The 12,584-nt window shown below is 48.7% G+C and carries 10 protein-coding genes; 9 read left to right on the top strand and 1 reads right to left on the bottom strand.

Annotated features, from left to right (window positions below; all coding sequences use genetic code 11):
* Nucleotide 1 precedes the first annotated feature (1 nt).
* From AM1_RS28715 to AM1_RS28700, 4 genes are all read left to right on the top strand, one after another.
* Nucleotides 2–1,171 (top strand): glycosyltransferase family protein, encoded by a 1,170-nt coding sequence (locus tag AM1_RS28715; RefSeq protein WP_012166487.1) that lies wholly within the window; start codon nucleotides 2–4, stop codon nucleotides 1,169–1,171.
* Nucleotides 1,172–1,196: 25 nt separating this feature from the next.
* The gene (locus tag AM1_RS28710; protein WP_187152914.1) at nucleotides 1,197–2,408 is read left to right on the top strand and encodes a glycosyltransferase; all 1,212 of its coding nucleotides are present in this window, start codon (nucleotides 1,197–1,199) and stop codon (nucleotides 2,406–2,408) included.
* Nucleotides 2,409–2,457: 49 nt separating this feature from the next.
* Nucleotides 2,458–4,293 carry an ABC transporter ATP-binding protein gene (locus tag AM1_RS28705; RefSeq protein WP_012166485.1) on the top strand — a complete coding sequence of 612 codons (1,836 nt, stop codon included), beginning with the start codon at nucleotides 2,458–2,460 and terminating at the stop codon, nucleotides 4,291–4,293.
* Nucleotides 4,294–4,437: 144 nt separating this feature from the next.
* Nucleotides 4,438–5,613, top strand: coding sequence for a glycosyltransferase family 2 protein (locus tag AM1_RS28700; protein ID WP_012166484.1), 1,176 nt, complete (start codon nucleotides 4,438–4,440; stop codon nucleotides 5,611–5,613).
* Here AM1_RS28700 and AM1_RS28695 read toward each other — a convergent pair.
* Nucleotides 5,610–5,807 carry an antitoxin family protein gene (locus tag AM1_RS28695; protein ID WP_010469989.1) on the bottom strand — a complete coding sequence of 66 codons (198 nt, stop codon included), beginning with the start codon at nucleotides 5,805–5,807 and terminating at the stop codon, nucleotides 5,610–5,612. The two genes, AM1_RS28700 and AM1_RS28695, sit on opposite strands and share 4 nt — an antisense overlap.
* Before the next feature lie 321 nt (nucleotides 5,808–6,128).
* On the opposite strand from AM1_RS28695, the gene AM1_RS28690 reads away from it, so the two are divergent.
* The 5 genes from AM1_RS28690 to AM1_RS28670 all read left to right on the top strand — a co-directional run bounded on the left by AM1_RS28690 (nucleotide 6,129) and on the right by AM1_RS28670 (nucleotide 12,367).
* Nucleotides 6,129–7,073 carry an aldo/keto reductase gene (locus AM1_RS28690; RefSeq protein WP_012166483.1) on the top strand — a complete coding sequence of 315 codons (945 nt, stop codon included), beginning with the start codon at nucleotides 6,129–6,131 and terminating at the stop codon, nucleotides 7,071–7,073.
* A gap of 251 nt (nucleotides 7,074–7,324) precedes the next feature.
* Nucleotides 7,325–8,401, top strand: coding sequence for a glycosyltransferase family 2 protein (locus tag AM1_RS28685; protein ID WP_041660675.1), 1,077 nt, complete (start codon nucleotides 7,325–7,327; stop codon nucleotides 8,399–8,401).
* Nucleotides 8,358–9,560 (top strand): histidine phosphatase family protein, encoded by a 1,203-nt coding sequence (locus AM1_RS28680; protein WP_012166481.1) that lies wholly within the window; start codon nucleotides 8,358–8,360, stop codon nucleotides 9,558–9,560. Before AM1_RS28685 ends, AM1_RS28680 begins: the two co-directional genes overlap by 44 nt.
* Entirely contained in the window at nucleotides 9,550–10,875 is a 1,326-nt protein-coding gene (locus AM1_RS28675; RefSeq protein ID WP_049783808.1) for an iron uptake porin, read from the top strand. Before AM1_RS28680 ends, AM1_RS28675 begins: the two co-directional genes overlap by 11 nt.
* A gap of 28 nt (nucleotides 10,876–10,903) precedes the next feature.
* Complete coding sequence (locus tag AM1_RS28670; RefSeq protein ID WP_049783856.1) at nucleotides 10,904–12,367, top strand: sensor histidine kinase; 1,464 nt, start codon at nucleotides 10,904–10,906, stop codon at nucleotides 12,365–12,367.
* The last annotated feature ends 217 nt before the right edge of the window (nucleotides 12,368–12,584 follow it).

Below are 12,584 nucleotides of genomic sequence, written 5' to 3'. Positions count from 1 at the left end.
GATGAAGAAGATCTTATTTTACTGCCAGTATTTAGCGGGAATGGGCCACCTGGTCCGCAGTACTGAAATTATTCGTAGTTTAGTTCCAAGCTTTCAGGTTTGTCTGGTGATTGGTGGAGAGCCCATTGATCAGTTTGAAGTTCCTGATGGTGTGGAGGTGGTCTATCTCCCCGCTCTTAGGGAAGAAGCAGGTGAATTGATTGCCCTGAATCAATCAGTTGAATCAGTAAAGATCGCTCGTCGACAAAGACTTCTTGGCCTATTCGAACAATTCCAGCCAGACTGTGTGATTACTGAGTGCTTCCCCTTTAGTAAGTACAAGATGGCGTTCGAATTGCTGCCCTTGTTGGAGCGGGCTAAAGCAGCACAAGTCAAAGTGGTCTGCAGTCTCAGAGATCTGATCATGACCCAATCCATGAGTGAAAAGGGACTGGCTCGAAAGCAGGCTCGGATTCTAGATCAAATTCAGCAGTTCTATGATTTAGTGCTTTGCCATTGCGATCGCAATCTCCAATCCCTAGATGCTTGCTTCCCCTCCGCCCATGCCCTAACTTGCGAAGTCTTTTACACCGGGTATGTGGCTCAATCTCTAGCCACTTCGTTCGTACAGCAACAGGCTCTAAAGTCCCCTCGGATTGTGGCCAGCGTGGGGGGCGGGCGATACGGTTATTCTTTGCTAAAGGCTATTGGTGAGGTGGGTCCCCTTCTGCACCATGCTATTCCTCACCAGATCTATGCCTTTGCTGGACCATTTATGTCGGAGTCGGAGTTCCATTCCCTTAAGACTTTAACTTCTTCTCAGTCCAACATCACCCTACAACGATTTACCCCGAATTTAATGGATTACCTCTATGGGGCCGATTTATCCATCAGCCTGGGAGGATACAACACCACCATGAATGTGTTGAGTTCTCAGGTTCGGTCTCTGATCCTGCCTTCCCCTTCCCCAAACCAAGCAGATGAGCAATGGCTCCGGGCCTCTCGACTGGCCCAACTGGGGGCCGTTGAGGTGTTGTCCCCTGACCAGCTTTCCCCCTCAGCTTTGGCCCATGCCATCCTCCAACACTTACATACAGCTAAACCCTCCCATGCCATTAATCTCAAGGGCTCTGAAAACACGGCCAAGCGCTTGCGCCAGCTTTGTGATCAGACGGTTGCCCTGGCTCGATAAGTAGACCTGTTAGGAGAACATGATTATGAAACGCAAGATTTGTATCACTGCTCTGGAATTCCCACCTGATATTGGCGGTGTGGGCGAGTCGGTTCAACGCATTGCCCATATGCTGATCGATCTAGGTTTTGATGTCCATGTTGCAGTTTTTCGGGCTGTATTCCGCGAACAGCGTGCCCAGGCTGCAGCGGGAGAATTCCAACGCCCTAGCTGTCAAACCACTCAGCAAGATGGGGTGACTGTTCACCGCTTGCAGCCTGCTGTCCGGTCAACCCAGGCGAAGGAACAAGACTATTTCTGCGATCTATACGGACTGCTTCAGCTGTTGCAGCGGCAATATCAGTTTGATGCCCTCCATGCCTTTTTTATTAACGAAATGGGGTTCCTAACGACGTTATTAGGACAAGAGGGCGGAATTCCTGTTATTAACAGCGTGCGAGGCGCGGATCTGCACAAGCATGCCTTTAGTCCCCAGCAGTTTGGTCAAATAACTTGGACTCTAGAAAATTCTGCTTGGACCACCTTTGTGAGCAGAGATTTAATGCAGCGGGCTCGTGCTTTAGTTCCTAGTATTCGGGCTAAATCATCGGCATTTTGGAATGCGATCGCACCCCTGGATTTCAGCAATTTACCTCAGCCAGCACTAGCCCACAAACTCCAGGGAACCGTCATTGGCTCTGTTGGTAGTTTCCGGGACAAGAAAGGTTTGGAATACTTGCTGGATGCCTGCCAATCTTTGAAACTCAGTACCCCATTAACCCTGCTATTTGTGGGTGATTTCGTTGCCAAAGAGCGCGACTACTGGCTGCAAGTGATTGAGGACAGCGGTTTAGCCGACCAGATTGTGATTACCGGTAAAGTCAGCCGTCAAGAAGCTTTAGCCTACCTGCCCTATATGGATATTTTTGCCATCCCCTCCCTCCATGATGGCTGCCCTAATGCCTTACTCGAAGCGATGCTGGCGGCTAAAGCAGTGGTCGGCACCCATGTCGATGCCATTGGCGAAATTCTGGAAGACAACGTGAATGGATTAGTGGTCAGTCCAGCCGATAGTGCTGCCCTAGCCCAGTCCCTAAAATCCCTGATAACCCAGCCTCAACTCCGCGAACGACTCGGATTAGCTGCTAGAGAAACAGTCCTCCAGAAAATGGCCCCATCGGTTGAACAACGCCAATGGCAACAAGTCTACGAACAAGTTTTGGGGACTGCTGCGCCTAAAACCCTTTCTCTCGTCTAAGGGGCCTATTCTATCCCCCTTCCGCCACAACCGTTTGGAGTGAGCCAATATGACTCAACCTACCCAAATATTTCCAGGTCTGGGCAAAGTGATACGCCAGTTTTGGCCCCAGATCCGCCAAGAAAAAGCCCTACTTTCAGTTTCCATTATCGGTTTAGTGATTGAGGTGTTGGCCCGCCTGTTAAGTCCCTGGCCCCTCAAGCTGATCTTTGACTATGTATTGCTTCCCGATGCCAATAGTACGGACCTTCCTGTTCTGGGAGAGGTTAATCCCTCCGTTTTGATTTTGATTTTGGCCTTGTCGATTGTTGGAGTGGCAGGACTGAGTGCCATGTCTGCCTATATCAGCTTGGTCAGTCTTTCAGTGGCCGCGAGCAGAATGATTTCTGATATTCGCAGTCAGCTCTATCGTCATCTGCAACGGCTGTCCTTAGCCTTTCATTACCAGGCTAAAAGTGGAGACTTACTCACCCGCATCACCAGCGATATGGATCGCCTACGGGATGTGATCATCAACCATGCCCTGCCCTTACTCATCAATATTTTTACCCTATTCTGCATGGTTGGGGTGATGTTCTGGATGGATTGGGAACTGGCGTTAATTGCCTTGGCAGTGCTGCCGGTTTTTATGTTCTCAACGGTCAGTATTACCCAGCGCATTCGCAAAATTTCCCAGCGGCAACGTCGTCGTGAAAGTGCAATGGCAGCGACGGCTGCAGAGTCCATTGGTGCCATCAAGGTTGTCCAGGCCCTATCCCTGGAGCGAGTTTTAGAGCAACTCTTTGTCCATGACAACCGCAAGAGTTTAGAGGAAAGTGCCCGCACCCAACAGTTCTCGGCAGGTTTAAAACGAACGGCTGAGATCTTGGTTGCCATAGCCACTGCATTGGTGTTGTGGCGAGGGGTGTATTTGGTTCAACTAGATAAGGCGTCTCCGGGGGATCTGTTGGTCTTTATTACCTATCTCAAAACGGCCTTTAAACCCACGCGGGAACTGGCAAAACAAATGGCTAAAATCTCTCGCGGTGTCGTATCTGCAGAGCGAATTATAGACCTACTCAATGTAGAGCCAGAAGTGCGCAATGCCAAAGATGCGATCGCAGCTCCCCCATTCCAAGGGACCATAAAGTTTGAGAACGTCAGCTTTGCCTATCAAGGCAATCAAGACACCCTCCAAAACCTCAGTTTCGAGGTAAAACCGGGCCAAAGAGTCGCTCTAGTCGGTCCATCTGGCAGTGGTAAATCAACCCTCGTTAGCTTATTGCTTCGCCTCTACGACCCCCATTCAGGACGAATTTTGATTGATGGTCAAGATTTGCGCAGGTATCAACTGGACTCCTTGCGGAATCAAATCAGCATTGTTCTTCAAGACAGTATCTTATTTGGAACCTCTATTCGCGACAATATCGCCTACGGTTCTCTGGGGGCCACAGATGCAGAGGTGCGTCGAGCCGCCAAGCTGGCCAATGCCCATGAGTTCATCATGGCTTTACCCGATGGCTACAACACCCTCATGAGTGAACGTGGAGCCACTTTATCGGGAGGACAGCGGCAACGGGTTGCGATCGCACGCGCCGCCATCCGCAAAGCCCCTATCGTTATTCTCGATGAACCCACGGTGGGTCTAGACAATAAAAGTGAGCAAGCCGTCAATCAAGCCCTTAAACGCCTAACTCAAGGCAGCACGACCCTATTGATCACCCATGATCTGAGTGTTTCCAAAGACTTTGACCAAATTCTCTATGTCGAAGGTGGACAAGTCCTAGAACAAGGAACCCACCAAGAGCTGATGCACCAAGGCCAGCATTACGCAGCCCTCTTCCAGCTCCAGTCAGTCGTCTACCCTGAACAACCAACTCTGTCCCCTAAGACTCTTTCCGCCTAGAGACTTTCGTCAAAATCGAACTTTTCCCTCCTGTGAAGGATACCCGCAGGGCGGGTCATTAGAATTCCGATTCGCTTACCCCTGATTCCTCCCAAGAGGGGAGATCCTCAATAGCTACATCTCATCGATTTCAAGGTTATACCCATGTCAAACCCTAAAGTCACGATTATTGTCGTTCCCCGAGAACGGTTTCAGTTTGCCCGTGAATCTCTAGAAAGCCTTTTCGAAAATACCTTTGTCCCTTTCAAGTTGATTTATGTAGACAATAACTCTCCTCGTAAACTTCGACAGAATCTTGAATTTCAATCTCTGCTTCGCCGGTTTCAAGTCGTTCGATCAGAGACCTACTTATCTCCAAATCAAGCCCGAAATTTGGGACTCCAGTACGTCACAACCCCCTATGTGGTCTTTGTTGATAACGATGTCGTTTTTACATCAGGCTGGCTGGAGAAATTAGTGAACTGCACAGAGGAAACAGGGGCCACTGTAGTCGGATCCTTAGTCTGCCAGTATCGCCCTGTCCATACCATTGTCCACTGTGCGGGGGGCACCTATATGGCACCAGCTGCCTACAGTGCCTTTGCCCGAGGTGAACTCAATCCTTCTGGCACCCTGGACTATACAGGGGGATGGAAAATTCAAGAACGCACTCCCTATCAGAATCAGCCCCTTGCCGAAGTCTGCGATCAGCTTTATCGCCAGCCGACAGGCTTTGTAGAGTTTCATGCCATGTTGGTGCGGACGGCTATCTTTGATCGAATTGGCCCCTTAGACGAAGGCTTTTCCTGTACGAAAGAGTACCTCGATTTCTGCATGATGGTCACCCGTGCGGGTGGACTAATTTACCTGGAACCGGACTCCGTCGTTACCTTCTTAACCCATCCACCTGCCCCGGCTTTGCAGTGGAGCGATATACCTTACTTTATGCTGCGCTGGAGTGATGCTTGGGAACTCAGTAATCTGCTCCATTACCAGCAAAAATGGGGACTGCAAGAGAGTCGTTATTTCCAAAAACGGTATCAGAAATTGGGACAACGACGACGCAAAGTGCTAATTCGACCTATTGCCAAAAAGTTCGCTTTTCTTGGTAAACACGTAACCCGGTGGATTGAGCAACAGCTCTTTAATCTAGAGAAACGGTTCAATCGCTGGTTCTCTAAGCGCCATGCCAATCGTTTGGCTAACGCTCAGCGGATATCTGGCTTACGACATCCCAACAACGATATTCCTAAGTTGCTCCCCCAAACAGGGAGTAATGCTGAAATAAGACAGCAATCTCTATCTGATGAAAGTGGGAAGCACTCGTTAATGCAACATTAATTGATTTGTTCGGACCAGTTCGATGGCCCTTCTAATTGCAGAGATTGAGCTGTTTTAAGAAACGAAGGAGATTCATTTATCTGAGGTTTCTCAATTAATTCAACTGTAATTCGAACCCGCGCCCCTTCTTGCAGATTTAGGGGAGCATCAGGAAGAAATACTTCTCCATCAAATACAGCTTCAACAATTTGCATCGGGGGCTCCATTGACTCGTTTACAAAAACTGGCGTGAATTCCCTCTTTAAATAAATTTTGGTTGGGTATCGATTCAATAAATTAAGCCACGACTTCTGTCTAGATTGGCTCAACACAATTCTTGCACTGGTCCCCATCATAGAAGGGAATTAACAGAATCCTGTTTTCTCACCACAGAATTGGGGACTAGTAGGTTTGAATGCAGCATAAGAAGGCTGCAAGATTTCGAACAACTATTGCTTTGCTGCAGTTCTACTTGAGCATTTTTTACAAGCAACCCATTTTCAGTTTCAACCTCACAAATCCAAGGATTAACGAATATGCTCTATCGAAAACTAGGTAACACTAATCTGCAAGTCTCTGCCATTGGCATGGGCACTTGGAACATCGGCAACCAGTGGGGACAAATTGATGAAGCCACTGCTTTATCCACTGTCCGTAGTGCCTTCGACAATGGTGTCAATATCTTTGATACCGCTGAATCCTACGGTATTCCAGCTGGACTATCAGAAGAACGGTTGGGAAAAGCGCTCCACGGGATTCGGGACCAAGTTCATGTAGTCACCAAAATTGGACGATGGGGACGCCGCAGTGGTCAGACGGTTCCTATGACCACGGTTGATATGGTACGGCTTTGCACCCATGCCTCCCTGCATCGATTAAAGACTGACTATATCGATGTCATGCTCTGTCATGAAGGCAAAATTGAGGACCCAAGCGTTTACTTAGAAGGGTTTGAGCGGCTGAAAGCTGAAGGAACCATCCGCGCCTACGGCATTTCCACGGATCGATTGGATGTCCTGAAGCGGTTCAACGTCAACCATACCTGCAGCGTGGTGGAAGTGGATTATTCCCTGCTGAGCCGCAATCCAGAGAAAGAGTTTCTACCCTATTGCCAAGCACATGGCATTGGCGTACTGGCCCGAGGTCCTTTGCATAAAGGGCTGCTTTCGGGGAAATATTCCTCCCAGACCGTCTTTACAGATACGGTGAGATCGGAATGGTATGACAGCGATCGCACACGAGCCAAACTAGAACGCAAATTAGCCAAGGTTGAACAACTTAAAACAGCTTTGCAGCCTGGATCAGAGATGGTCACCGCAGCATTGCGATACGTTATTTCTCATCCGGTATCGCCCGTTGCTATACCAGGTGCAAAGTCACCTGAACAAGCCCAAGCAAATGCAGCAACAGGAAATATTTGCTTATCTTCAGCAGAACGAGAACGATTGGTTCGTCTGACCAAATTACCGGTTGCAGCTTAAAGTCAATGCTCTCCTCAAGATGAAAGTTTTCTCATGGCGCTTTCACGTTTCCTTGAAAGACAAATTGAACAATAGACCCTAAGGGACAACCCGAGTTCTGAATAACGCTCACTTTTTCCGTTCATCCCCATACAACTGAACCTATCTGCCAGTCCCCAGCCATTTGCATGATTCTCAGAAAAGCTAATTGAGGATTGCTCGGGGAAGGAATGCTTTATCTCTACATAAGCCATCACTCCTTGGAGGAGACTATGAAACCACCTAAAGTCACCCTTGTTGTAGGTCCCAGAGAGCGGTTTAGCTATACTCAAACGTCTTTAGAAAGTATCTATGCCAATACGGATTATCCCTTCGACTTAGTGTTTGTGGATGTGTGTTCCCCGGCCTCAGTACAAACCTATTTGCAAGAAAAATCCCAAGAGCAGTCGTTCTCCCTTTTAACCACAGACCACTATATTTCCCCCAATCAAGCTCGAAATGTGGGATTGCGGTATGTACTTGATCATACGGATAGCGACTATGTGGTCTTTATTGAGAATGACGTGATCGTCAAGCGGGGGTGGTTAACCCAGTTGGTCAACTGTGCGGAAGAAACGAATGCCACAGTAGTTGGTCCCTTGACATGTATTGGCAACCCGGCCCATCAAGTGATTCATAACGCTGGGGGCAAATCTTATATCAAAACAGAAGTAAAGGATGGTCAGACCCGTCGACGGATTAAGCAATCAGCCTATTTGACCGGACGTGCGATCGCAGATGTGTCAGATCAACTCCAACGAACCCAGTGTGACTATGTAGAGTTCCACTGCATGCTGGTTCGTAGAGACATCTTTTCCACCATCGGTTTGCTAGATGAAGGCATGTTAGCAACTCGCGAACATATCGACTTCTGCTTTATGGTCACTCAGGCAGGAGGGCACATCTACTGTGAAAGGGAGGCGATCGTCACCACGGATACACTGGGGCTGGCCTCTAACAAAGCTGGACTGATGGCCTGGTTTGGGCAATTAAAACTGCCCGACTTTAAATGGTCGGATCTGCCCTACTTTATGGTGCGCTGGAGTGATGCTTGGGACCGGGCCAGTTTGGACCATCTACGCCAAAAGTGGAATCTGGCTGAAGACAAATACTTTACGAAACGCTATGCCGGATTAGGCAGTCGTCGCCACGAGCTTTTAATCAAGCCGGTTGTCCGATTCTTAACCCTGGGCAAAGGCAATGCTTGGTTAGAAAAGCGGTTGATTGCCTTAGAGCGTCCTTTAAATCACTTCTGGTTTAATCGCTATGCCCGCCGCCTTAGACAAGCTCAATTTAGCAAAACGGTTTAGTCTTGGAGGTCTAGAAAAGATGACCAACACTCAAACTCCTGCACCGACTCAGGTCATACTCCTTCGCCACGGTCGGAGCACATTTAACGACAAAGGTCGGTATCAAGGGGCCAGCGACGAATCTGTCTTAACCGCGAAGGGGCTTGCAGATGCTCATCAAACGGGTATAGCCCTTCGTGTGACTGCTTTTTCTGCCATTTATACCAGTCCGTTGCAGCGAACCCAGCAAACGGCTCAAGGGATCCAGTCTGCCTTGTGCCGTTCAATACCCATAAAAACTCACCCCGATCTTAAAGAAGTGGATCTTCCCGGTTGGGCAGGACTTCCCTACCAATATGTACGGGAAACGATGGCTGCCAACTACCGCTGTTGGATGGAACATCCCCATCTATTTGAAATGACTGGGCCTCAAGGGGTTCGCCGCCCGGTTCAAGATCTCTATGACCAAGCTCGTCAGTTTTGGCAACAGATTCTACCGCGGCATTCTGGACAAACTCTATTAGTCGTCAGTCATGGGGGGACGATTCGCGCCCTGATGGGAACTGCCCTGGGACTTTCCTGCCGCCATTTTCAAGCCTTGCAGCAATCCAATTGCGGCATCAGCGTATTGCGCTTCCCTGGGCAAGGTCAACCAGCCCACCTAGAAGCCATGAATGATACCAGTCATCTGGGAGAAGCGCTTCCCAAGCTAAAAGCAGGCAAACAGGGACTACGGTTGTTACTGGTGCCGAGTGAAGAGCATCGTTTTCAGACTGTGGAATCCCTGCGGACTTTACTGAGCCCTCAAGATCTGAGCTTTAGCGTCAGTCAAGGGGATACAGCTGAGAGGCTGAGCAAAGCCATTTTGTCCGAACACCCCCAAACGGTTCAATTGCATACCCATTGTTCTGATTTTCATCACCTGTGGCTAAGGACCCTCAACCGTCGCAACCTCTCAGGGCAGAGCATGATGACGGGAGTGTTGGTCGCACCGTCCCACCTATTGCAACAGATGATCAGCCAGATTATGGGTGCAGAGCAAGTGCTGCACTTGTCACAGATAGCTGGCCGAGTCAGCGTCGTTCACTGCCCAACAACTCAGCCCGCACCCATTCTGCAAGCGATGAATTTTGCCGGTCCAGCCCTAATTCAACAAGGAACTTTTGCCTGTGCATCCTAGGGGTGACAGCCAGTTGGAGGGAGGGTCAGTTTTCCAATTCTCGGTGTTTGGCTTGACTCGACTACTGCTGTGGAGTGGGTTCTTAGGAGTCGTGAGTGGTGTGACACAGAAATCCCCTAGTGCCCTCGCGGAAACAGCCCCATCCTCCGTCCGTGTACCAGAGTCGCAGCGACTTGAAGAACCCATTATTCCTGTTTGGCAGCTTGAACCTAGGGAAAGCTCTGGGCCAGAGTTACACGAAGAACCGTTAATCCCAGTTTCAGATGAGTCAACTGATTCAATTTCTAGCACTGAATTCAGTGGTGAAGCCGTCTTTTCATGGATTCAGGCAGCCGGTGATCGTCAAGAGTCTAAAAATTCCAACGAACCTAGTTTTGGTAGTCGTATTCGTCTCAATCTTGAAACCAGTTTTTCAGGAGAGGATCAATTCCGCCTGCGGCTACAAACGACCAACGTTGTTGAACTCGATGATGTGTTTGACACAGATCTGGCCCGATTATCGATTCAGGGAGCAGATCAATATCAAGTTTCCCTGAGTCGTCTGGATTACCAATTCCCAGTGGGAGAGGATACAGAAGTCTTTGTCCAAGCAATTGGGGGGTCGATTAGCGATATTGCTGATCCCTTAAATCCCCTCTTTAGTAGCAGTAGTCGGGGGGCGATTTCTCGCTTTGGTCAGCGTAATCCTCTGTATCGCCAGGGGGGAAGTACGGGGATTGGGTTGTCCCATGACTTTAACGATCGCATTAATATCAGTTTGGGATATCTCGGGGATAATCAGGATGTATTTTCCAATGAAGAATCCGTTGCCTTTGCTCAACTCACCCTGGAACCGGCTGATTCTATTCGCTTCGGATTGCTCTACACCTATGGCCTAAACGGATTGGATACAGGCACGGGCAGTCAGCAGGCCAACGATCCATTTTTGGAACAAAGCGATGCGATCAATTCCCATTCCGTGGGGCTGCAAGGGACGGCTAAAATCAGTGAACAACTGACCCTATCGGGTTGGACGGGCTATACCCGAGCTACAGCGACGGATCTGTCGAACCAGCCCCATGCAGATATCTTCAATTGGGCCTTTACACTGGGATATAAGAATTTATTCCGCGATCGCACCTTGGGGGGACTGATTATCGGCCGCCCGCCTCACGTATCTTCAGATGCTCAGCCTGCCTGGCATCTAGAAGTGTTTTATCAGGTTCAGTTGAATGAGCATATTACCCTTACGCCTGGCATAGTTGTGATTACGGCTCCTGATCCCAATCGGTCCCCCATCGTGGTGGGGACCCTACGCACCCTGTTTCGGTTTTAAAATGGCTCGATCATCAAGAGGACCTTTCGTGATTGACTCCAAACGTTCCCCTTTGGGGCGGCGACAGCGCTCAGTGATCAGACGGTTCTTTCGTCAAACTCGGACGCGTATTCTGTTGCTGTACATTTCGCTATTGGGGATATTCACAGGGCTTGCCATACCGCTCTATAAATCGCTTATTACCAGTCAGGTGTCTCTGCGGGTGCGAAATGATTTGATTGAAGCGCATGAAATCTTTCATGAATCCTATATGAACTGGGAACGTCAGCCGAATCAATCTGTGGAAGATTTGGAGACGTTCGCCGATGATTTCTTAGCCAATCAACTCCCAGAAGACGACAATTTTTTTATTTTTATTATTGGTGGAGACTTTTACCGCGCGAATCCACCTCGGTTACTCAAGCCCATGCGTCCAGGGTCAAACCTCTATGAAAAATGGGAGAGTTTAAACCAATTTGAACGGGGAGAGGAACCGACGGATCTACCTGAAATTGGCACCATTATTTATAAAGCTGAACCACTCATCGTAGACAGTGAGCAGATGGGTGTGATGGTCCTTGCCCATGCTACGGCTGGTGAACAGAACGAAGCTTTAGCTAGTGTATATACCTTTGTTTTGATTGAGGGAGCCGTCGTTGTAATCTCCCTGCTGTTGGCCTGGTTTGTGACAGGGCGGTTACTCAAGCCGGTGCGAGAACTTGCGATCGCAGCCCGCTCCATCAACGAATCCGATTTAACTCAACGATTATCAACAGAAGGCTCAGGGGAATTGGCTGATTTAGCCAGAGTCTTTAATGCCATGATGGATCGACTGCAAGACAGCTTTAACAGTCAGCGTCGCTTTGTGAATGATGCGGGTCATGAACTGCGGACCCCGATTACAATTGTTCGCGGCCATCTAGAACTGATGGGAGATGACCCCAAGGAACAGGAGGAAACCATTGAGCTGGTTCTCGATGAACTGGATCGGATGGGCCGCTTAGTCAATGACATGATTGCCCTGACCAAATCAGAGCGTCCTGATTTTCTTCAATACGAAATGATTGATTTAAACCAGTTTATGGACGAACTGTTTACCAAAGCACAAGCCTTGGCTGATCGAGACTGGCAACTGCAGTTGAACTGCTCTAGCTCCATGATGGGCGATCGCCAGCGATTAACGGGAGCGCTGCTGAATTTACTGAGGAATGCCACTCAGCATACTCCAGCCTCTGGCACGATTGAATTGGGCTGCAAGCAAACGTTTTCCCAGGTTATTTTTTGGGTCAAAGATAACGGCGAAGGTATGACCCTAGAAGAACAGCTCCGCATATTTGATCGGTTTGCTCGATTGGGTAAACGTCAGTCGGACGGTTCAGGGTTAGGTCTTGCCATTGTTAAAGCCTTTACCAAAGCCCACCGAGGCAAAATTGACGTGGAGAGTCAGCCGGGTAGGGGCTCTACCTTTACGATTACGCTTCCCATCTCTTCTCAGTTTGGAACAGTTGTCTAACGGGGCATCGTTTTTTATTTATCAGGAACATTTTCTTGAAGATCAATTCCACTTCGATTGATCCGATCTGTTCTATCCAAAGGAGGACAGTAGCCCTTTGAGTAGAAAAACTCAGCCGACAGAAAAAGATGTTTGATTTTTTTGAAGTTATGTTACAGAATTACTATATAGATATTCATATACTTATTTCTATATAAACGTAGATTTAAGTCTATAT

It is taken from the genome of Acaryochloris marina MBIC11017 (assembly GCF_000018105.1).
GTDB lineage: Bacteria > Cyanobacteriota > Cyanobacteriia > Thermosynechococcales > Thermosynechococcaceae > Acaryochloris > Acaryochloris marina.
This window is presented reverse-complemented; position numbering and strand designations above follow the sequence as displayed.

Bases quoted from the DNA above. Each gene is read 5' to 3' on its own strand.
- AM1_RS28705 (WP_012166485.1), top strand. From the start codon at position 2,458: ATGACTCAACCTACCCAAATATTTCCAGGTCTGGGCAAAGTGATACGC.
- AM1_RS28700 (WP_012166484.1), top strand. From the start codon at position 4,438: ATGTCAAACCCTAAAGTCACGATTATTGTCGTTCCCCGAGAACGGTTT.
- AM1_RS28685 (WP_041660675.1), top strand. From the start codon at position 7,325: ATGAAACCACCTAAAGTCACCCTTGTTGTAGGTCCCAGAGAGCGGTTT.
- AM1_RS28715 (WP_012166487.1), top strand. From the start codon at position 2: ATGAAGAAGATCTTATTTTACTGCCAGTATTTAGCGGGAATGGGCCAC.
- AM1_RS28695 (WP_010469989.1), bottom strand. From the start codon at position 5,807: ATGCAAATTGTTGAAGCTGTATTTGATGGAGAAGTATTTCTTCCTGAT.
- AM1_RS28710 (WP_187152914.1), top strand. From the start codon at position 1,197: ATGAAACGCAAGATTTGTATCACTGCTCTGGAATTCCCACCTGATATT.
- AM1_RS28680 (WP_012166481.1), top strand. From the start codon at position 8,358: ATGCCCGCCGCCTTAGACAAGCTCAATTTAGCAAAACGGTTTAGTCTT.
- AM1_RS28690 (WP_012166483.1), top strand. From the start codon at position 6,129: ATGCTCTATCGAAAACTAGGTAACACTAATCTGCAAGTCTCTGCCATT.